Annotated in this window: 13 protein-coding genes; 6 read left to right on the top strand and 7 right to left on the bottom strand. The window is 58.5% G+C overall.

Annotated elements, in window-relative coordinates; all coding sequences use genetic code 11:
• Positions 1-6: 6 nt before the first annotated feature.
• Positions 7-798, top strand: a complete 792-nt coding sequence (locus tag A6D6_RS03265; protein ID WP_159659918.1) for a helix-turn-helix transcriptional regulator — start codon at positions 7-9, stop codon at positions 796-798.
• A 35-nt stretch (positions 799-833) separates the two neighbouring features.
• Here the strand turns inward: A6D6_RS03265 and A6D6_RS03260 are convergent, their stop codons facing one another.
• A complete protein-coding gene (locus A6D6_RS03260) occupies positions 834-1442 on the bottom strand; it encodes a GntR family transcriptional regulator (protein WP_159659917.1) in 609 nt (202 codons plus the stop codon).
• 301 nt (positions 1443-1743) lie between these two features.
• On the opposite strand from A6D6_RS03260, the gene A6D6_RS03255 reads away from it, so the two are divergent.
• The 3 genes from A6D6_RS03255 to A6D6_RS03245 are packed head-to-tail and all read left to right on the top strand — an operon-like array spanning position 1744 to position 4064.
• The gene (locus A6D6_RS03255; RefSeq protein ID WP_159659916.1) at positions 1744-2514 is read left to right on the top strand and encodes a glucose 1-dehydrogenase; all 771 of its coding nucleotides are present in this window, start codon (positions 1744-1746) and stop codon (positions 2512-2514) included.
• Between the two features lie 44 nt (positions 2515-2558).
• A complete protein-coding gene (locus tag A6D6_RS03250; protein ID WP_159659915.1) occupies positions 2559-3338 on the top strand; it encodes an SDR family oxidoreductase in 780 nt (259 codons plus the stop codon).
• 36 nt (positions 3339-3374) lie between these two features.
• A complete protein-coding gene (locus A6D6_RS03245; protein ID WP_159659914.1) occupies positions 3375-4064 on the top strand; it encodes a histidine phosphatase family protein in 690 nt (229 codons plus the stop codon).
• Here the strand turns inward: A6D6_RS03245 and A6D6_RS03240 are convergent.
• From A6D6_RS03240 to A6D6_RS03220, 5 genes are all read right to left on the bottom strand, one after another.
• The gene (locus A6D6_RS03240; RefSeq protein WP_201303692.1) at positions 4061-5110 is read right to left on the bottom strand and encodes a phosphotransferase family protein; all 1050 of its coding nucleotides are present in this window, start codon (positions 5108-5110) and stop codon (positions 4061-4063) included. The genes A6D6_RS03245 and A6D6_RS03240 overlap by 4 nt on opposite strands.
• Positions 5107-6339: an acyl-CoA dehydrogenase family protein gene (locus A6D6_RS03235; protein ID WP_159659913.1), complete on the bottom strand. Its 1233-nt coding sequence runs from the start codon at positions 6337-6339 to the stop codon at positions 5107-5109. The genes A6D6_RS03240 and A6D6_RS03235 overlap by 4 nt, the downstream gene beginning before the upstream one ends.
• 51 nt (positions 6340-6390) lie before the next feature.
• A complete protein-coding gene (locus tag A6D6_RS03230) occupies positions 6391-7551 on the bottom strand; it encodes a C4-dicarboxylate TRAP transporter substrate-binding protein (RefSeq protein WP_159659912.1) in 1161 nt (386 codons plus the stop codon).
• A 95-nt stretch (positions 7552-7646) separates the two neighbouring features.
• A complete protein-coding gene (locus A6D6_RS03225) occupies positions 7647-8477 on the bottom strand; it encodes an SDR family NAD(P)-dependent oxidoreductase (protein WP_159659911.1) in 831 nt (276 codons plus the stop codon).
• Positions 8474-9808 (bottom strand): hypothetical protein, encoded by a 1335-nt coding sequence (locus A6D6_RS03220; RefSeq protein WP_159659910.1) that lies wholly within the window; start codon positions 9806-9808, stop codon positions 8474-8476. The genes A6D6_RS03225 and A6D6_RS03220 overlap by 4 nt, the downstream gene beginning before the upstream one ends.
• A 289-nt stretch (positions 9809-10097) precedes the next feature.
• Between A6D6_RS03220 and A6D6_RS03215 the strand changes: the two genes are divergently transcribed.
• The gene (locus A6D6_RS03215; protein WP_159659909.1) at positions 10098-10733 is read left to right on the top strand and encodes a hypothetical protein; all 636 of its coding nucleotides are present in this window, start codon (positions 10098-10100) and stop codon (positions 10731-10733) included.
• A gap of 41 nt (positions 10734-10774) precedes the next feature.
• Here the strand turns inward: A6D6_RS03215 and A6D6_RS03210 are convergent, their stop codons facing one another.
• The gene (locus A6D6_RS03210; RefSeq protein WP_159659908.1) at positions 10775-12598 is read right to left on the bottom strand and encodes a 5'-nucleotidase C-terminal domain-containing protein; all 1824 of its coding nucleotides are present in this window, start codon (positions 12596-12598) and stop codon (positions 10775-10777) included.
• Positions 12599-12851: 253 nt separating this feature from the next.
• Here A6D6_RS03210 and A6D6_RS03205 point away from each other — a divergent pair, with 253 nt between their 5' ends.
• A complete protein-coding gene (locus A6D6_RS03205; RefSeq protein WP_159659907.1) occupies positions 12852-14252 on the top strand; it encodes a hypothetical protein in 1401 nt (466 codons plus the stop codon).
• The last annotated feature ends 19 nt before the right edge of the window (positions 14253-14271 follow it).

Below are 14271 nucleotides of genomic sequence, written 5' to 3'. Positions count from 1 at the left end.
ACTTATGTGAAGAACAATCATGATGATCAAAAGGTAATGCTGGTTACCGGCGAGCGGCTGCTGTATTCCGGGTTGGTGGGGCGGCGTATGCGCCCGCGCAGGATGGGAGCGGCCAGTTTGTATGTGGCTCCGATTGGTGGCTTTCAACTGAAAGTCGCGGACCAACCCTGGGAACAAAGAACGCTGGCTCTATTGCCGCCTTATATACCGCACCGGGTGGCGTCGCCTTGTGGCAAGATCATCAATGTTCTGATCGAGACCGAACATGTGTCCGCCAGTGCCCTGGCGGAGATGATGGCGCGTTTCAATCAGCCCGGCGGTGATGCTGGGGTGGTCGATCGAGTCCGGCGGGTGCCCCGGCGGCTGCTCTCGGAGTTGGCGGACACCTCATTGAATGCACGGACCTTCGATGCCCTGGTGATGGGCACGGGGGTGGGTTACAAGGCGCTGGATCCTCGCATCGAGGTGGCGCTGGAAGCGTTCGGATCGGCATTGTGGAGAAAAGACATCTCCGCCGCCGATTACGCCCGTTCGATCGGCTTGTCCGCCTCCCGTTTCCTGCACCTGTTCAAAAAGGAAACCGGTACCTCATTTCGCAATCATCGAATGTGGAAGCGGGCGCGTAATTTTCTCAATCATGCCAACTGCGAGGGTAGTCTCACCGACCTTGCTTTCGATCTGGGCTATCCGGATTCCAGTCACTTCAGTCATTCGATCCGCAAGACGTTTGGTTTGCAGCCTCGTTCAATTCGTCTGGGTTCAAGGGGCCTGAAAATCGTTTCCGCCTTGCCGGCTTGAGCGGGCGGTAATGGCCGCATCCGTTGATGTGGCTTTTATTCCGGGAAGTACGGCAAGGTGGATGAGGCAATGCTGGCGATATACTGACGCGTGACGTGTTCCGCGCCTTGTCCGTCGCCACGTAGAACAGCCTGGGTGATACGGCGGTATCCCTTGATCCGCTCCGTGGGCGGAAGAATCGCGTGATTCCGAATCAGATGCACTTGCAACCGGGGTAACAGGCGCAGAATTTCCTCGTTACGGCCAATGTCGATCAATACACGGAAGTAGCGGTTCCGGTGCTGTAGAAAGGCGAAATGGCCGTCGCTTTCGGAATGGTTGGCGATGGCGGAAAAATGAGCCTGGAGTCGTTCCCGTTTTTCCTTGCTGTCCATGTGGTCGGCGGCCTGCCGTGCCACCAGGCCGAGCATCACCTCGGTAATCGCGAACAGATTGGCGGCTTCGGCGCGGGTCAGCTTACGGATCTGCGCTCCACGAAAAGCGTAGGTGACGACGATGCCGTCCGCGGTTAACTGCTTCAGCGCTTCACGGACCGTGCTCCTCCCGACGCCATAGTATCTGACCAGATCCGGCTCCACCAGCCGTTGCCCGGGAATGTAACGCCCCTCGTACAGCCCCCTGACGACGTCACGCACAACCAACATGGAGGCACTTTGTGGGTCCGTCGCGTTGGCTGACGATGCGGTTGGTGGCGGGAGATCCGTTTTCGGCATGATGAAGAATCCTGTTTCGTATGGTGCGCAAGTTACAACGTTTACCGGTGGCCGCCAAGCGGTTCGCCGGCAAGGTGCGGCACGTTACTCGCCAGCGAGCCCGCCTGCCGTGTGTGAGGCCTTGGAGCGATTGCGGGAGTCAGCTTCTCGACACAAGTCCGTGGGGTGGTGCCGGTGTTAGCCTGTTTCGGGGACTGGCCACCGACGGCTGGTATCTTGGAGGAGGAAGACGGTGATTGATCCCACGGACATGTTTCGTCTTGACGGCAAAGTGGCGCTGATTACCGGGTCCACCAAGGGCCTGGGTCTGGCCACGGCCAGGGTGTTGGCGGGAGCCGGCGCCCATGTGTTGATCAGTAGTCGCAAGCCCGATGAGTGCGAATCAGTGGTGGCGGCGCTCAAGGGCGAGGGCATGAGCGTGGAAGCGCGCCCCTGTCACATCGGCAAACTGGAAGACATCGATGCCATGGAGGCCCATCTCGATAATGTTCATGGTGGCTTGGATATTCTCGTCAATAACGCGGTATTGAGTCCTTTGCGCTCGATTGATGATACCGATCCGGGGCTGTTCCGAAAGACCGTGGAAGTGGATCTTCAGGGGTATTGGTATATGTCCGTCGCCGCCACGCGGCTGATGAAGAAAAAGGCCGGCGGTAGCATCATCAACGTGGCCTCGGTGGCGGCGTTGCATCCGGACAAAGGGCTGGCCCTTTACTCGACGCTGAAAACCGCCCTGATCGGCATGAGCCGTTCCTTTGCTCTGGAGTATGGCGAACATGGGATTCGCGTGAATACGATACTGCCCGGTTTGTTTGAGACCCAGCTGGCGGACAAGTACAGCAATGAAGACCGGCAAAAAATGTGTCGGACCATGTGTCTGCCGCGTTTGGGGCGGCCGGAGGAGATTGGCTACGCGGCGCTTTACCTGACGTCACCGGCCTCGGCGTTCGTCACTGGCGCCAGTCTGGTAGTGGACGGCGGTTTGTCCGTGGCTCTGATGTAAGACGCTGTCGCGGCGTTCTTTCCGTAACGGAGATGGGGAGTCCGATGAAAATCAAAGACGCCAATATCGTCGTCACCGGGGCCGGCAGCGGCATCGGCCGTGCATTGGCCCATGCCTTCGTACGGCATGGCGCCGCCAGCGTCGTCGTCGCCGATCGTGATGAAGTCGCCGCCATGGCGGTGGCGGATGAAATCAACGGACGGGCTTGCCAGGTCGATGTCGCGTCTCCGGCGGCGATGGATTGGCTGATAGAGATGGCGGAACAGGATGGGCCCGTGGACCTGTTTTGTTCCAATGCCGGTATTACTGTACGTGGCGGCACGGGGGTGTCCGAGCCGGAGTGGGAGCGGATCTGGCGTGTGAACGTGATGGCGCATGTGGCATGCGCGAAACGACTACTGCCGGGCATGCTGGAACGGGGATCGGGGCATTTCCTCAATGTGGCGTCGGCGGCGGGACTGCTGTCTCAGTTCGATGCGCCCTATACGGTAACCAAACACGCTGCGGTGGCTTTCGCCGAATGGCTTTCAATCACCTATGGAGATCAGGGAATCGGTGTCAGTTGCCTGTGTCCCGGCGGTGTCGATACGCCGTTGTTTCGTTCGGAAAGCGAGGCCCGCCAGCATGCCATGGGAGAGGGGCTGCTCGGTCCGGACCAGGTCGCGGAAATCGCGATCGAGGGCTTGCTGGAGAATCGGTTCCTGATCCTTACCCATGAAGCGGTCCGTGAACAGGCCATGCGCCGGGCCCGGGACACCGACCGCTGGGTCCATGGCATGCGGAAATTCTTTTCGTCCGTGCGCGACAAAGAACAGCGCCATTGAACCGATGGAATCATTACAACAGGAGGCGGATATCCAATGGGACGTATTTTCCTGGTTCGCCATGGACAGGCCAGCTTGCTGGGCGGGGATTACGATCAGTTGTCGGAGCTTGGGATGGCCCAGGCCGGCGAAACCGGACTGGCGTTTCTGCGCCGGGGGATTCTGCCCGATATTATTGTGTCCGGCAGCTTGAAACGTCAAAGCGAGACGGCGCGATGTGCCGCCGCGGCGGCACAATGGACGACACCTTTGGAGCAAGATGACCACTTCGACGAGTATCGTCACGAGGACATGTTCGCGCCGGTCTTTCCTGAGTTCCAGGATCATGCCGCCCTGGCGCAGTATGTGTCGAAACAAGAACGCCCGCGGCGGGAATTTCAACGCCTGTTCGAACAGGCTTTCGAAGCCTGGTTGGCCGGTCATGAGCGTGTCCAGGGCAGGCGCTGGGAGGACTTCCGTGTCCGTGCGCTGGAGGCAACGGTAAGGGTGGCGGAGAGGCTGTACACCGGACAGAGTGCGATGGTGGTCACCTCCGGAGGGGTGATCGCCGCGATCACCCAGGCGTTGCTGGATCTGCCGGACGAGCATGTTCTGCGTCTTCACAATCCAATCTACAATGCGTCGGTAACCCGTCTGGTGAGCAAAAGGGAAAAGCTGTTCTTCAGCGGCTTCAACGATGTCGCGCATCTCGAAGTATTGGGCCGTGACTGGGTGACCTACCGTTAAAGGGCATGATTTCCGGCTTGGCCACCGTTGAGGATTTCAAGGCCGAGCCCGGCAAATGTATCCAGACTATTACCGAAAGCGAGCGCCTGATCGGAGACCGCGGTGCCAAGCAAGGCCCGCCGTCGCAGCCCCGCGGACATGGCCGCTTGGCGGAACAGCGCGAAAGCCTTATAGAATTTCAAATCGACATGGGGACGGCGGGTGGCCTCGAAATAGCGGGTGGCCATCGATGTTTCGGAAGGGATACCGAGGGCGGCACGATCCAGTCCTCTCAATCCTGGCAATAAATAATCCGGCGGCAGATCCAGGACCGCAAGAAACTGACCCAGGTCCGCCAAGGGATCGCCTAGTGTCGACAGCTCCCAGTCCAACACCGCGAGGATCTGGCTTTCGCTGGAAAACATCAAATTATCCAATCGTGAATCACCGTGTAAAAGAACAGCGGGCGGGTCGTCCTCGGGAAGCTGCTGTCGCAGCTTCCCGATCAGAGCGTCAAGCGTTGCATCGCCATCCGGAAGGGCCGTTGCCACCTGCTTCGACCAGCGATGCAGCTGCCGTTCGAAGTAGTTACCTTGACGGCCAAAATCGGACAGTCCGACACGGTCCACGTCCACGCTATGGATTCGGGCCAGCATGTCAATGGCGGCATTGAAAATGGCGGTTCGCTCGGCGTTTGATTTGCCGGGCAGGGCGGGGTTGCGAAACACGTCCCCTTCGAGAAAATCCATTAAATAGAACTGGACGCCGATAACGTCCGGATCATTGCACAATGCGTGGACCGGTGCGATGGGAATGGCGCCGTTCTGTAGCGCTGAAATAACGCGGTATTCGCGATCCAGCGCATGAGCGGATTGCAACAGTTCCCCGGCGGGTTGGGTGCGCAGAACATAAATGCCGCTGTCCGCTTCAAGCTTCCAGATCGGATTCGAGTTTCCTCCGGTCAGTGGCTTGGCCTGGCGCAGACCATGAAAACCGGCCACGTGTCGCTCCAGCCAGTCTCCCAGCCGGGGCAGATCCAGGGGAGGGGTGCTTTTCATACTGGTCATGATCTCTCGCGGGCCGGGTTCCGGGCGGAATAGCGTTTGAGTAACGTACGACCCAACTGATTCAAGTGCACCTGGTCCGGTCCGTCCCCCATACGCATGAAGCGTGCATAGACGTAGGCCTCGGCAAGGAAAGTATCCTGGGTGACACCCATGCCTCCGTGAATCTGGATGGCGCGGTCGATGACGGTGCACGCCATGTTGGGAACCGCGATCTTGGCGGCGGCGATCAGATCCCGGGCTTCTTTGTTGCCTTCCTGATCCATTTTTTCCGCCGCCCGCAGCGTTAGCAGACGTGCCTGCTCGATCTCGGTGAAGGAGCGGCCAATGTCTTCCCTTACCGAACCGTGATCAGCCAGAAGTTGCCCGAATGCAAAACGTGAGCTGGCTCTTTGACACATCATTTCCAGTGCACGCTGGGCGCAGCCGATCAGGCGCATACAGTGGTGGATACGGCCCGGCCCCAGGCGACCCTGGGCGACCTCGAAGCCCCGGCCCTCGCCCAGAATCAGGTTGCTGGCGGGAACCCTGACATTGTCATAGATGATCTCCGGATGCCCCACCGGGGCATCGTCATAACCGAAGACGGTGAGATCCCGAACGATTCGAATGCCAGGCGTGTCCTTGGGAACCAGAATCATGGACTGCTGCTTGTGCACTTCCGCGTCGGGATCGGTCTTGCCCATCACGATTAGTATCTTGCAATCCTCGTTCATGGCGCCGGAGGTGAACCATTTTCGCCCATTGATAACATAGTGGTCGCCATCCCGGCGGATCTCACAACGAATGTTGGTGGCATCGGAAGACGCCACTTCCGGCTCGGTCATCGAGAAGCTGGAACGGATCTCACCATTGAGGAGCGGTGTCAGCCATTGCCGTTGTTGCTCTTCAGAACCATACATGGACAGCACTTCCATGTTGCCGGTGTCCGGTGCCGAGCAGTTGAACACCTCCGAGGCCCATAGTACCCGGCCCATGCATTCGGCCAGAGGCGCGTAATCCAGATTGCTCAAGCCGGCGCCGTGTTCTCCGGGCAGGAACAGATTCCACAGCCCGGCGGCTTTCGCTTTAAGCTTCAGGTCTTGAACGATCCGGGGTGTTCGATAGCGACTTTCTCCCTGGCTTTGTTCTTTATAAAGGTGCTCCGCGGGATAGACCTCATCACGCATGAAGGCGTCCAGGCGCGCCAAAAGGGCGGTGTCACCGGTACTGATTGATTGCTTTTTTTCCATGGTTGTTTTCCTCCGCCTAAGATCTGAACCGGAACCGGCTATGTGGATTTTTTATTGCAAGCCATAGGTGGACGGATCCACCTTCGAAAACACTTCGTTCCAGTAAAGCTCCTGATACTCTTCCAGGGAATCCACGCCCTGTGTCAGGCCAACCCATTTTTCCAGAATGACGCGGAAATCCTTGAGCATTTGGGCGCCGTTTTCCACGCCGTGCTTTTCCTCGTAGTACTGAGCAATAGTGTCCATATCCCGGGTGATGAACGCTTCGGATTTAGCCAGAAGGTCGGGGTCAAGATCGTGGACTTTTATGCCCTTCTTCTGAAGGCGGCCGAGTATTTCCTTTTCTCTTTCATGGTAGCTGTAGGGCACCATGGCGGCCGGAACGGCGGCGGCGCGCAACAGGGCTCCCCGCTGGTCGTCGCTCAGCTTTTGCCAGACCTGGCGGTTGACGTTCTGTCCGGCGGTACTGAAGATGCCGCCGGGGGCCCCCATGGAGATGTCCGTGACCGCTTCGGCAAGGCCGAAGTTGTCGATTTCAGGTGTGGAGAGCACGATGCAATCCACCACGCCCTGACTGAGTGCTTCCAGCATTTCATTGGCCGACATGGTGATGGGCGTGCCTCCCATTTCCTTGACCCAGCGGGACCAGTTGGCGGCTCCCACCCGGAAGCGCTTACCCGCCATGTCCGCCTGGTTGGTAATCGGCGTATTGCAGACCAGGCCATAAGAGGAGCCGCCGACCAGACCGGTAAATACTTGATTTTGCGCTTTGAATTCATCCAGGCACGCGTCGCAATGCTGGAAAATGTATTCGGAGAGTGCGGGAATGAAGGCCATACCCTCACGCCCTTTTACATCCTCTCCCATGAGCTGCAACAGCATGGACGCTTCGGTGAGCATGTTGTTGTGCGGGTATTCGGCCGGGAAATAAGGGGTCAGAACAAAGCCGACGTCAGCGATGCCGTCGCGAAGGCCGGCGGAGGTTTCCGCCATGCTCAGCAGTGAAAGGGCATAAACCTTGACGGTCAGTTCTCCCTCGGTGTAATCACCCACCGCTTTGGCGAAGGCTTCGCCGGCGATTACCGGCAGAGCTTTCGGGGGTTGGCCGATAGCGTACCGGAGTTCGCGGGCTTCGGCATTGGAGGGCATGGCGCCAAGGCCAAGCAGTATGCCGGATAACATCACGAGAAGGGTGTGCTTGCAGGTCAACATGATCGTCGTCTCCTTGTTCTTATAGGGCTTGTTACTGTTGAGTGATGTGCGCTTCTAACGGGCAGTATCATTGTGCTGGTAAGGATCGGATCCGCTTACGCGTCGGGCGGGCTTAGGCCTCCGGATGCCAGAGCGTGGCGTTCGGCGATGGCCTTTTGACTGCCCAGTACCACCGGGCAGAGGCGGGCACCGCCATCGATATCGATTTCGGCGCCGTTGATAAAGCCGGCCTGGTCGCTGCACAGAAACCCCACCAGCGCGGCAATTTCCTCGGGCTTGCCAAGCCGGCGGGCGGGAACCAGAGAAAGAGCATCGTTTTGGATCAGCGAAGGCATGCCACGCACCGCGGGGGTATCCACAAGGCCAGGCAGAACCGCGTTGCAGGTGATGCCGTCGCGGGCGCACTCCAGCGCGACGTTGCGGGTTAATCCCAGCAGACCGGTTTTAGTGGCGGCGTAGCCGGTTTGCTGATACAGACCCCCTCGTGCCGCCATGGAGGAAATATTGACGATTCGTCCCCATTGGTATCGGCGCATGGCGGGCGTCACCGCCTGAATCAGTGTTAACGGCGCGGACAGATTTACCATCAGTTCCCGTTGCCATGCATCGGTGGTTATCTTTTCCAACGGTGCGATCTGTGCGGTCAGACCGGCATTGTTGATCAGGCAGAGGATTGGGCCGAGCTGTTCCTGGCAACTTTCCGCGGCGTCAGGGATGGCGGATTGGTCGTATAAATCGGCGCTAACGGTGTGAACGCGGGTGCCATATTGGCCAAGTTCGTCGAGTAGTGCCGGCGGTGGTGCTGTCTGGTCCAATAAACCCAGATCCCAGCCCTGTCGGGCCAGATGCAAGGCGATGGCCCGGCCGATGCCGCCGCTGGCGCCGGTCACCAATGCCGCGCCGGAATGCTCCCTGGTGTGACTCATGACGAACTCCTCGTCGTTTTCGGAGAGGGCGGAGCCAGGCTGATTTGCCTCAGCAGGGCGGGGTCCACATTGGTTCTGGGGGCGTCACGTTTGTAAACATAAGTTCGGCAGGGCATGCCGGGACGTTGCTGGGCATGGCCATCAATGACGAAGAAAATAGGGACCTTGGGGTCGGAAAGGCGGCTTAGCTGAGCCCGATTGGAAGCCGCGCAGTGTGTGCAGTAAGTCGGGGCATCCTCACGCAGAAAATTGATTCGGTGCGGCTTGGACATGATGGGAGAGAGAGGACGGCCATACCGGAACATATCCCGCCATACCGTGCCCCGGAACAGGCGTCCACCGCTGCCGCAAGGATCCAGAGTAAAGACGAAACGGTCATCCTCCTCGCTGAGTCGGAAGTCGGCGCAATGATAATTCCAGGTGCGAGCGATTTCCCGGGCCAGGGCCTCGTCGTCGAGAGAAGCGTAGTGGGGAAAACCGGCAACAAAGGCGGGTTCATAAGTTTGTGCCAGCATTTCATCGAGATAGTCGGCGCCGCCCAGTTCCAAGGCGACGGCGTAGAAGTGCGCCAGCCAGACCACGCCGAAATCATGCCAGGGCATCCACTCCTTACGTTGTCCGTCGAGCAGCGCTTCTATATCCGTGTCGCCCTGATCCAGTTTGTGTTCGGCCCGACGCGTGCGGGTCTGTGTCACAGTCACCGCTTGTTCTCCGGGGAACAGGGTTTTGCCACTCTGAGAGCCTTTGGAGAAACGCAAGGTGCAGTGGCCTTCAGCGCCTTTTTGGGTTGTCCACACCGGTTCCCCCAGAGCCTCGTTGAGGGCGGCCTGGTTAGCCTTGCACGCCTGACAAAGGCTGTTGACGCCGTCGCTCCAGTCACCGTAAGCCTGCGGGTGACGCTCTGGCAGTCCCTGGCGATCCAGGCGGCCGCCACTGCCGCAGGGCGCCAGTTCCAGTGTCACTGCATCGTGCTCTTCCTTTACCGGAATCAATTCGGCGCCGATCTGGTAGCGGAATACAGCGATCAAATCATGAATGGCGCCTTGGGCGTCGCCCCGGCGCCACTGCTCGATCCAGCTTGCCATCAACTGCGTACCAATTTTATGTAGCGCTTCGAGGGCCCGTTGCTCGCCGAAATCCTGCCGTAACTTCCCCGCCTTGCGAGCGAGGGCATGACAGGACAGCGCATCCAGCCCGGCGTGACCGCGTGCCATTTCTTCAAGATGTAGACGGGCTTCGGCAAGATCGCCGCGTCGTAATGCCTCGATGGCATGCGCTTCCGGAGGCCGGGCAATGTCTTCCAGTTCGGTATCGCTGAACAGCCGTGACATGATCTCTCCCGCGCAGTGTTGATAGGAACCTGTGCTTATCCCTGTCTGATAGTCCCGCAACATGAAAGCGTTAACTTGTGCTGAGTGGTTACCGGACAATATTGAAGGGAAGAACAGGCTGTCCGCGGTAGGAGCTCTTTGTTGATTAGGAAAATGTGTCGATCGGGAAGGTGGAACCTTGGTGCCAGTTGTTTATTGATCCGATCGTTCCTGGAGCCTGGGGCCATTGACCCGGATACCGTGGCTGGGTAGGTTGAGCCCCCTTTCCTTATCTTCTCGGTGTTTGCGCATGTTGGCGGTAGCCCGATCCCTGATTTTGTCCGTCTTTGGTGTGGTCTGCATGGCGTTTGCCCTGGCGCATTGGGGCGAACCGGCCACGGCGGAGGAACGCACCGGCTGGTTGTACCAGCGTTTCGGTGATCAGGGCGTGGTGTACGGTATGTTGGCCATGGGCGGCCTGATGTTGCTCTCCGGGATTGTTTCTCTGATACGCCATCGCGGCCGCCAGAAAGCCCATGAACGGGCCATGGAAATCGCCCGGGACCCGGCCCGTCACGTGCCGGAAGCACCGGTTCAGGCCAAGGCACCCCCGGATCCGAAAAAAGGGGCTTTGCTCGTCGGCCTGGTGTTTTTGGCGTTCGGGCTTGGATGGAGTGTCTATTACGTTCGCGATACGCTGCAGGCGCTTGCCGCGGGCGCGCCGTTGGTGTCCTATTCCTGGTGGAAGACCCTGATTGGTCCTTTCGTGGCGGCGATGGGGCTGTTCTACGTACTGGTCCGTCCCGGTACGCTGGAAGGCGTGAAGCACATGACGCCGGGGGAGCGAGTGGGCTTCCTGGTGTTCGTGTCGCTGGGGCTGGCTGCCGGATTGGGTCTGTTGTTCTGGCTCTCCGCTCAGGCGGAAGCCTATGGGTACCTGTCCTAATAGCGGAGCCGGGGATTGGCACCCGGCTCCGGGGGTGACGCCTATTGCTGGGTCACGGATTTTAGGCAGTAGAGGTTCGGGTCCAGGGCTGGCAGCGTATTGTCCGGCAGCTCCTCCCGGAAGTACTCCAGCAGTGGCACCACATAGGCGACATCGGAATTCTCGAAGGCCTCTGGGCGGGCCTCGCGCACTTCACCGAACGTATCGTAGCCATCCTTGCCGAGGCCGGTGAAAGAGTTGGTGGCCACGGAGTAGGTGGCGTTGCCGCCAATGGCGCTCCAATTCCCGTTTTCATCCCGTACCTCGACGTTTTGAATACCCGTTCCCGCCGGCGCGCCGAGCACCACGTCGTAACGCAGGTTGGCGGAATAGGGGAAGGCGCCAGTGGACGCCGAGATACCCTGGGCATAATCGAGCGCTTCGTTGAGCACTTTGACGATCTCCGTGCCGGTCATATCAATGGTCACCACGGTGTTGGAGAACGGCAGGATGTTGTAGGCGTCCGCCACGGTGAAGGCCCCATCCTCGAGCGGCGCACGCACGCCGCCGGCGTTCTGGATCGCCACATCGGCTTTTGGTAGATAGGTGAGGAAGGCGTCGGCCACGACCTGGGCGGCGTAGCTGCCCGTGGGGGTTTCCCCAGCCTGGAACGGTGTGGGAATACGTTCGAACGGCATGTACTGCACCACGTCCCCCAGCGTTTCCTGCTTGAAGCTCTCCATTTCCGCTTTGTATGGCGTGAGAATATCGAGAATGGCCTCGGACTCCTTGGCGATCCGCACCGTGGCGAGGCCGTCAATCACACCGTTGATCCGCGCCGCTTGTTCGCTGCTGGCCGCCACCCAGGCGCCACTGGCGTCCTGCACCTGATAGTTATCGCCAACCAGGAGTTCAACATTGCCGTCAATGTCGGTGATGACGCCCTCGGCGTCGAAATTGACTTCCAGTTTGCCCAGCCCCTTGGCGTACTCCCAGGCCTGAACGATATAAACCGGCTGCCCGTCCGGGTTGTTCACCACTGTCGGGTAGTCACCATCCACGTCCAGCCCCAGGGTCTCGAACTCGCCGGTGGTGTCGAGAAGATCGTGGGTATCACCGCCAACGATCAGATCGATGTCGCGGACGTTGGCGGCCAGCTCCTGGTCGAAGTCGTAGCCCAGGTGGCTGAGGACGATGAACTTGTTGATGCCTTCATTCTTCAGGGTGTAGATGTGTTCACGTACCGAGGTGATCTCGTCATCAAATTCCACGGCGTCGGTGACCAGGGAAGATTCCTGAGTCTTCTCCACCTTGAGAACGCCGATGATGGCTACTTTCTCTCCGTCGATTTCCTTGACCACATAGGGGGCGATATCAGAACCAAACAGCGGGCTGTCCGTGGTCGGGTGAACGTTGCCGGCGATCACCGGGAAATTGACCGTTTTCAGCAGTTCGGCGAGATGCGCTTCACCCTCGTCGAATTCGTGGTTGCCCAGCTCATAGGCGTCCAGACCGATAGCGTTGAACACCTTGAAATCCACCTCTCCCTTGAAAAGGCTGAAGTAGAGGGTGCCGTTCAATTCGCCGCTATTGAGGACCAGAGTGTGGTCGTCGCGATATTCGTCGATGGCCGTTGCGATACGCGGGAATCCGCCAAGGTCGACACGCACGGTTTCAGCGCCGACCAGGGCCGGATCGTAGTCCAGGCTCAGGTCCTGGCTTTGTCCCTCGAAATAGGAGTGGTGGTCGTTGGTGTGGAGCACCTGCAACCGCAGCGGTTTCGCCTCCGGAGCCGGATTGTCATTGTCACTGTCGCCCCCGCAGCCGGCCAGAAATAGTGTGAAGCCAGCCAAGGCCAGGGCCGGAAGAGTTCTGTAAATAGCCACGATTCAACTCCGATTCGAATAAATGGAAGGCAAGTCGATGCGCATCCTAGAAGCTGTTGATGACAGTCTGGTGGCCGTTTTGTGGACGGAATATGGCTATGTGTGGCAGTGACTTATCCGCGAAACAGCAGGGCGCAGCTCAATGTCAGGGAGACAGGCCCGCACCCCTTGCCGGTTAGTTATGCTAAATTGCGCCATTGGGGGCTGCCTTGGGGTGGCTATATTTTTGAAATAATACGAGCAGGGATATGCCATGAAAAAGAACGCTTTTTATAAGCAAGCACTAGCGGTAGTGATCGGTACCCTTATATCTGGCGCCCTCGGAGCGGCCTCTATCTTCGATGCCGATGAGGTGGTGGATCTCTACCAGGCTGGAGCTCAGGTGCGGTTTCAGGGGTTCGATATCACGTCGCTACCGGATGACCGGTTTGCGGCGACTTGGGTGGAACATAATATTGAAACCGACTTGGATCGGGTCAGGCTGGCACGCTTCGACCAGAACGGTCACATCGTGGGAGACATTCTGACAGTATCTGAAAATAGCGCTTACCCGGATTTCGGCTTGTCAGAACCCATGGTCGATGCCAGTGGTAGTGGTGGCCTGGTGGTGGTTTGGGGTGGTGGCTCGAAAATGGACTCCTCGGATTGCCGAACAAACGTGATGTTAGGTCGAGTGGGGATTGACGATAGCGTATCAAGTCCATGGCTGGCCTCGCCTGGATACGGGTATAGCTGTAATCCGGATTTATCGGTAAATCAAGATGGGTGGTCCCTGGTAGCTATGTCCTACGATATTGGGCACGGTTATGTCTATCAATTGTCCGTTCCCGAGGGCGGGGGAGGGGGGCATTTTCTCCTTGGCTCGGACACTAATCTGGACATACCTGTAGCAGTAGCCATACAAGAGGGTAGTGGCCAGATTATCTGGCCGGTAATTAAAGATGGTGACACGGTTCTGATGGTGATGCGTTACAGCTATTTTGGTTCGGAACCGCCTAGAGAGCCCTGGGCGCTGGATGCTGGGATAGGCGAGGGCGAAAGGTTATATCAAACTTTCCCGGTCTTGGCGGCTGGCTCGGATGGTGGATATGCCAGCGCTTGGTTTCAAAGTGCCACAGTTAACACGCAAAAGGTATTTAGTCAGCGAATTCAATATATAAACGCCGATGGTAGTGCGGGTGCATCGGCCACTATTGGAGAGGATTCACTCGATGTCTTGTCAGGTAAACCGGATATGGCCGGGGACCGAAACGGAACATTTCTCATCGGCTGGACCGTTTTGGAGAATGGAGAGCCTCGTTACCGAAAAGTCACGGCTTTCGACGAGGAAGGGGTAATAGATACCCCGGCAGTCATTGTGTCCAAGGGCGCCCCGGGTTTGTTCGATGCATCTGCCAACACCAGAGTGGCGTTGAACGCCGACCTGGCGGTGGCCGCTTGGTATGAGCAGGCTGATGGTAACAGTGGCCCTGTTTTGAAGGCTCGTATTGGTTCCGCTCCGAAGCGTTCGGATGTCGGACAGGGTAGTGGTGGTGGGGGCGGTTCTACCGGACCTGTGTTGTTTTTGGGGCTGGCCCTATTGGCACTGCGACGTCAGCTCACTTATAAACAGACCATTCGCCATGACTCTGAATTGAAAGGGTATTCAACGTAAGAGGAGGCGGGATGGGGTA

The sequence above is a fragment of the Alcanivorax xiamenensis genome, assembly GCF_009846745.1.
In the GTDB taxonomy this organism is placed as follows: domain Bacteria; phylum Pseudomonadota; class Gammaproteobacteria; order Pseudomonadales; family Alcanivoracaceae; genus Alloalcanivorax; species Alloalcanivorax xiamenensis.
The sequence above is the reverse complement of the archived record's forward strand: the minus strand, read 5'-3'. Positions and strand labels throughout refer to the sequence as shown.

Coding starts and splice junctions, on each gene's coding strand:
- A6D6_RS03260 (WP_159659917.1), bottom strand. CDS start 1,442: ATGTTGGTTGTGCGTGACGTCGTCAGGGGGCTGTACGAGGGGCGTTAC.
- A6D6_RS03245 (WP_159659914.1), top strand. CDS start 3,375: ATGGGACGTATTTTCCTGGTTCGCCATGGACAGGCCAGCTTGCTGGGC.
- A6D6_RS03220 (WP_159659910.1), bottom strand. CDS start 9,808: ATGTCACGGCTGTTCAGCGATACCGAACTGGAAGACATTGCCCGGCCT.
- A6D6_RS03230 (WP_159659912.1), bottom strand. CDS start 7,551: ATGTTGACCTGCAAGCACACCCTTCTCGTGATGTTATCCGGCATACTG.
- A6D6_RS03205 (WP_159659907.1), top strand. CDS start 12,852: ATGAAAAAGAACGCTTTTTATAAGCAAGCACTAGCGGTAGTGATCGGT.
- A6D6_RS03235 (WP_159659913.1), bottom strand. CDS start 6,339: ATGGAAAAAAAGCAATCAATCAGTACCGGTGACACCGCCCTTTTGGCG.
- A6D6_RS03215 (WP_159659909.1), top strand. CDS start 10,098: ATGTTGGCGGTAGCCCGATCCCTGATTTTGTCCGTCTTTGGTGTGGTC.
- A6D6_RS03225 (WP_159659911.1), bottom strand. CDS start 8,477: ATGAGTCACACCAGGGAGCATTCCGGCGCGGCATTGGTGACCGGCGCC.
- A6D6_RS03240 (WP_201303692.1), bottom strand. CDS start 5,110: ATGACCAGTATGAAAAGCACCCCTCCCCTGGATCTGCCCCGGCTGGGA.
- A6D6_RS03250 (WP_159659915.1), top strand. CDS start 2,559: ATGAAAATCAAAGACGCCAATATCGTCGTCACCGGGGCCGGCAGCGGC.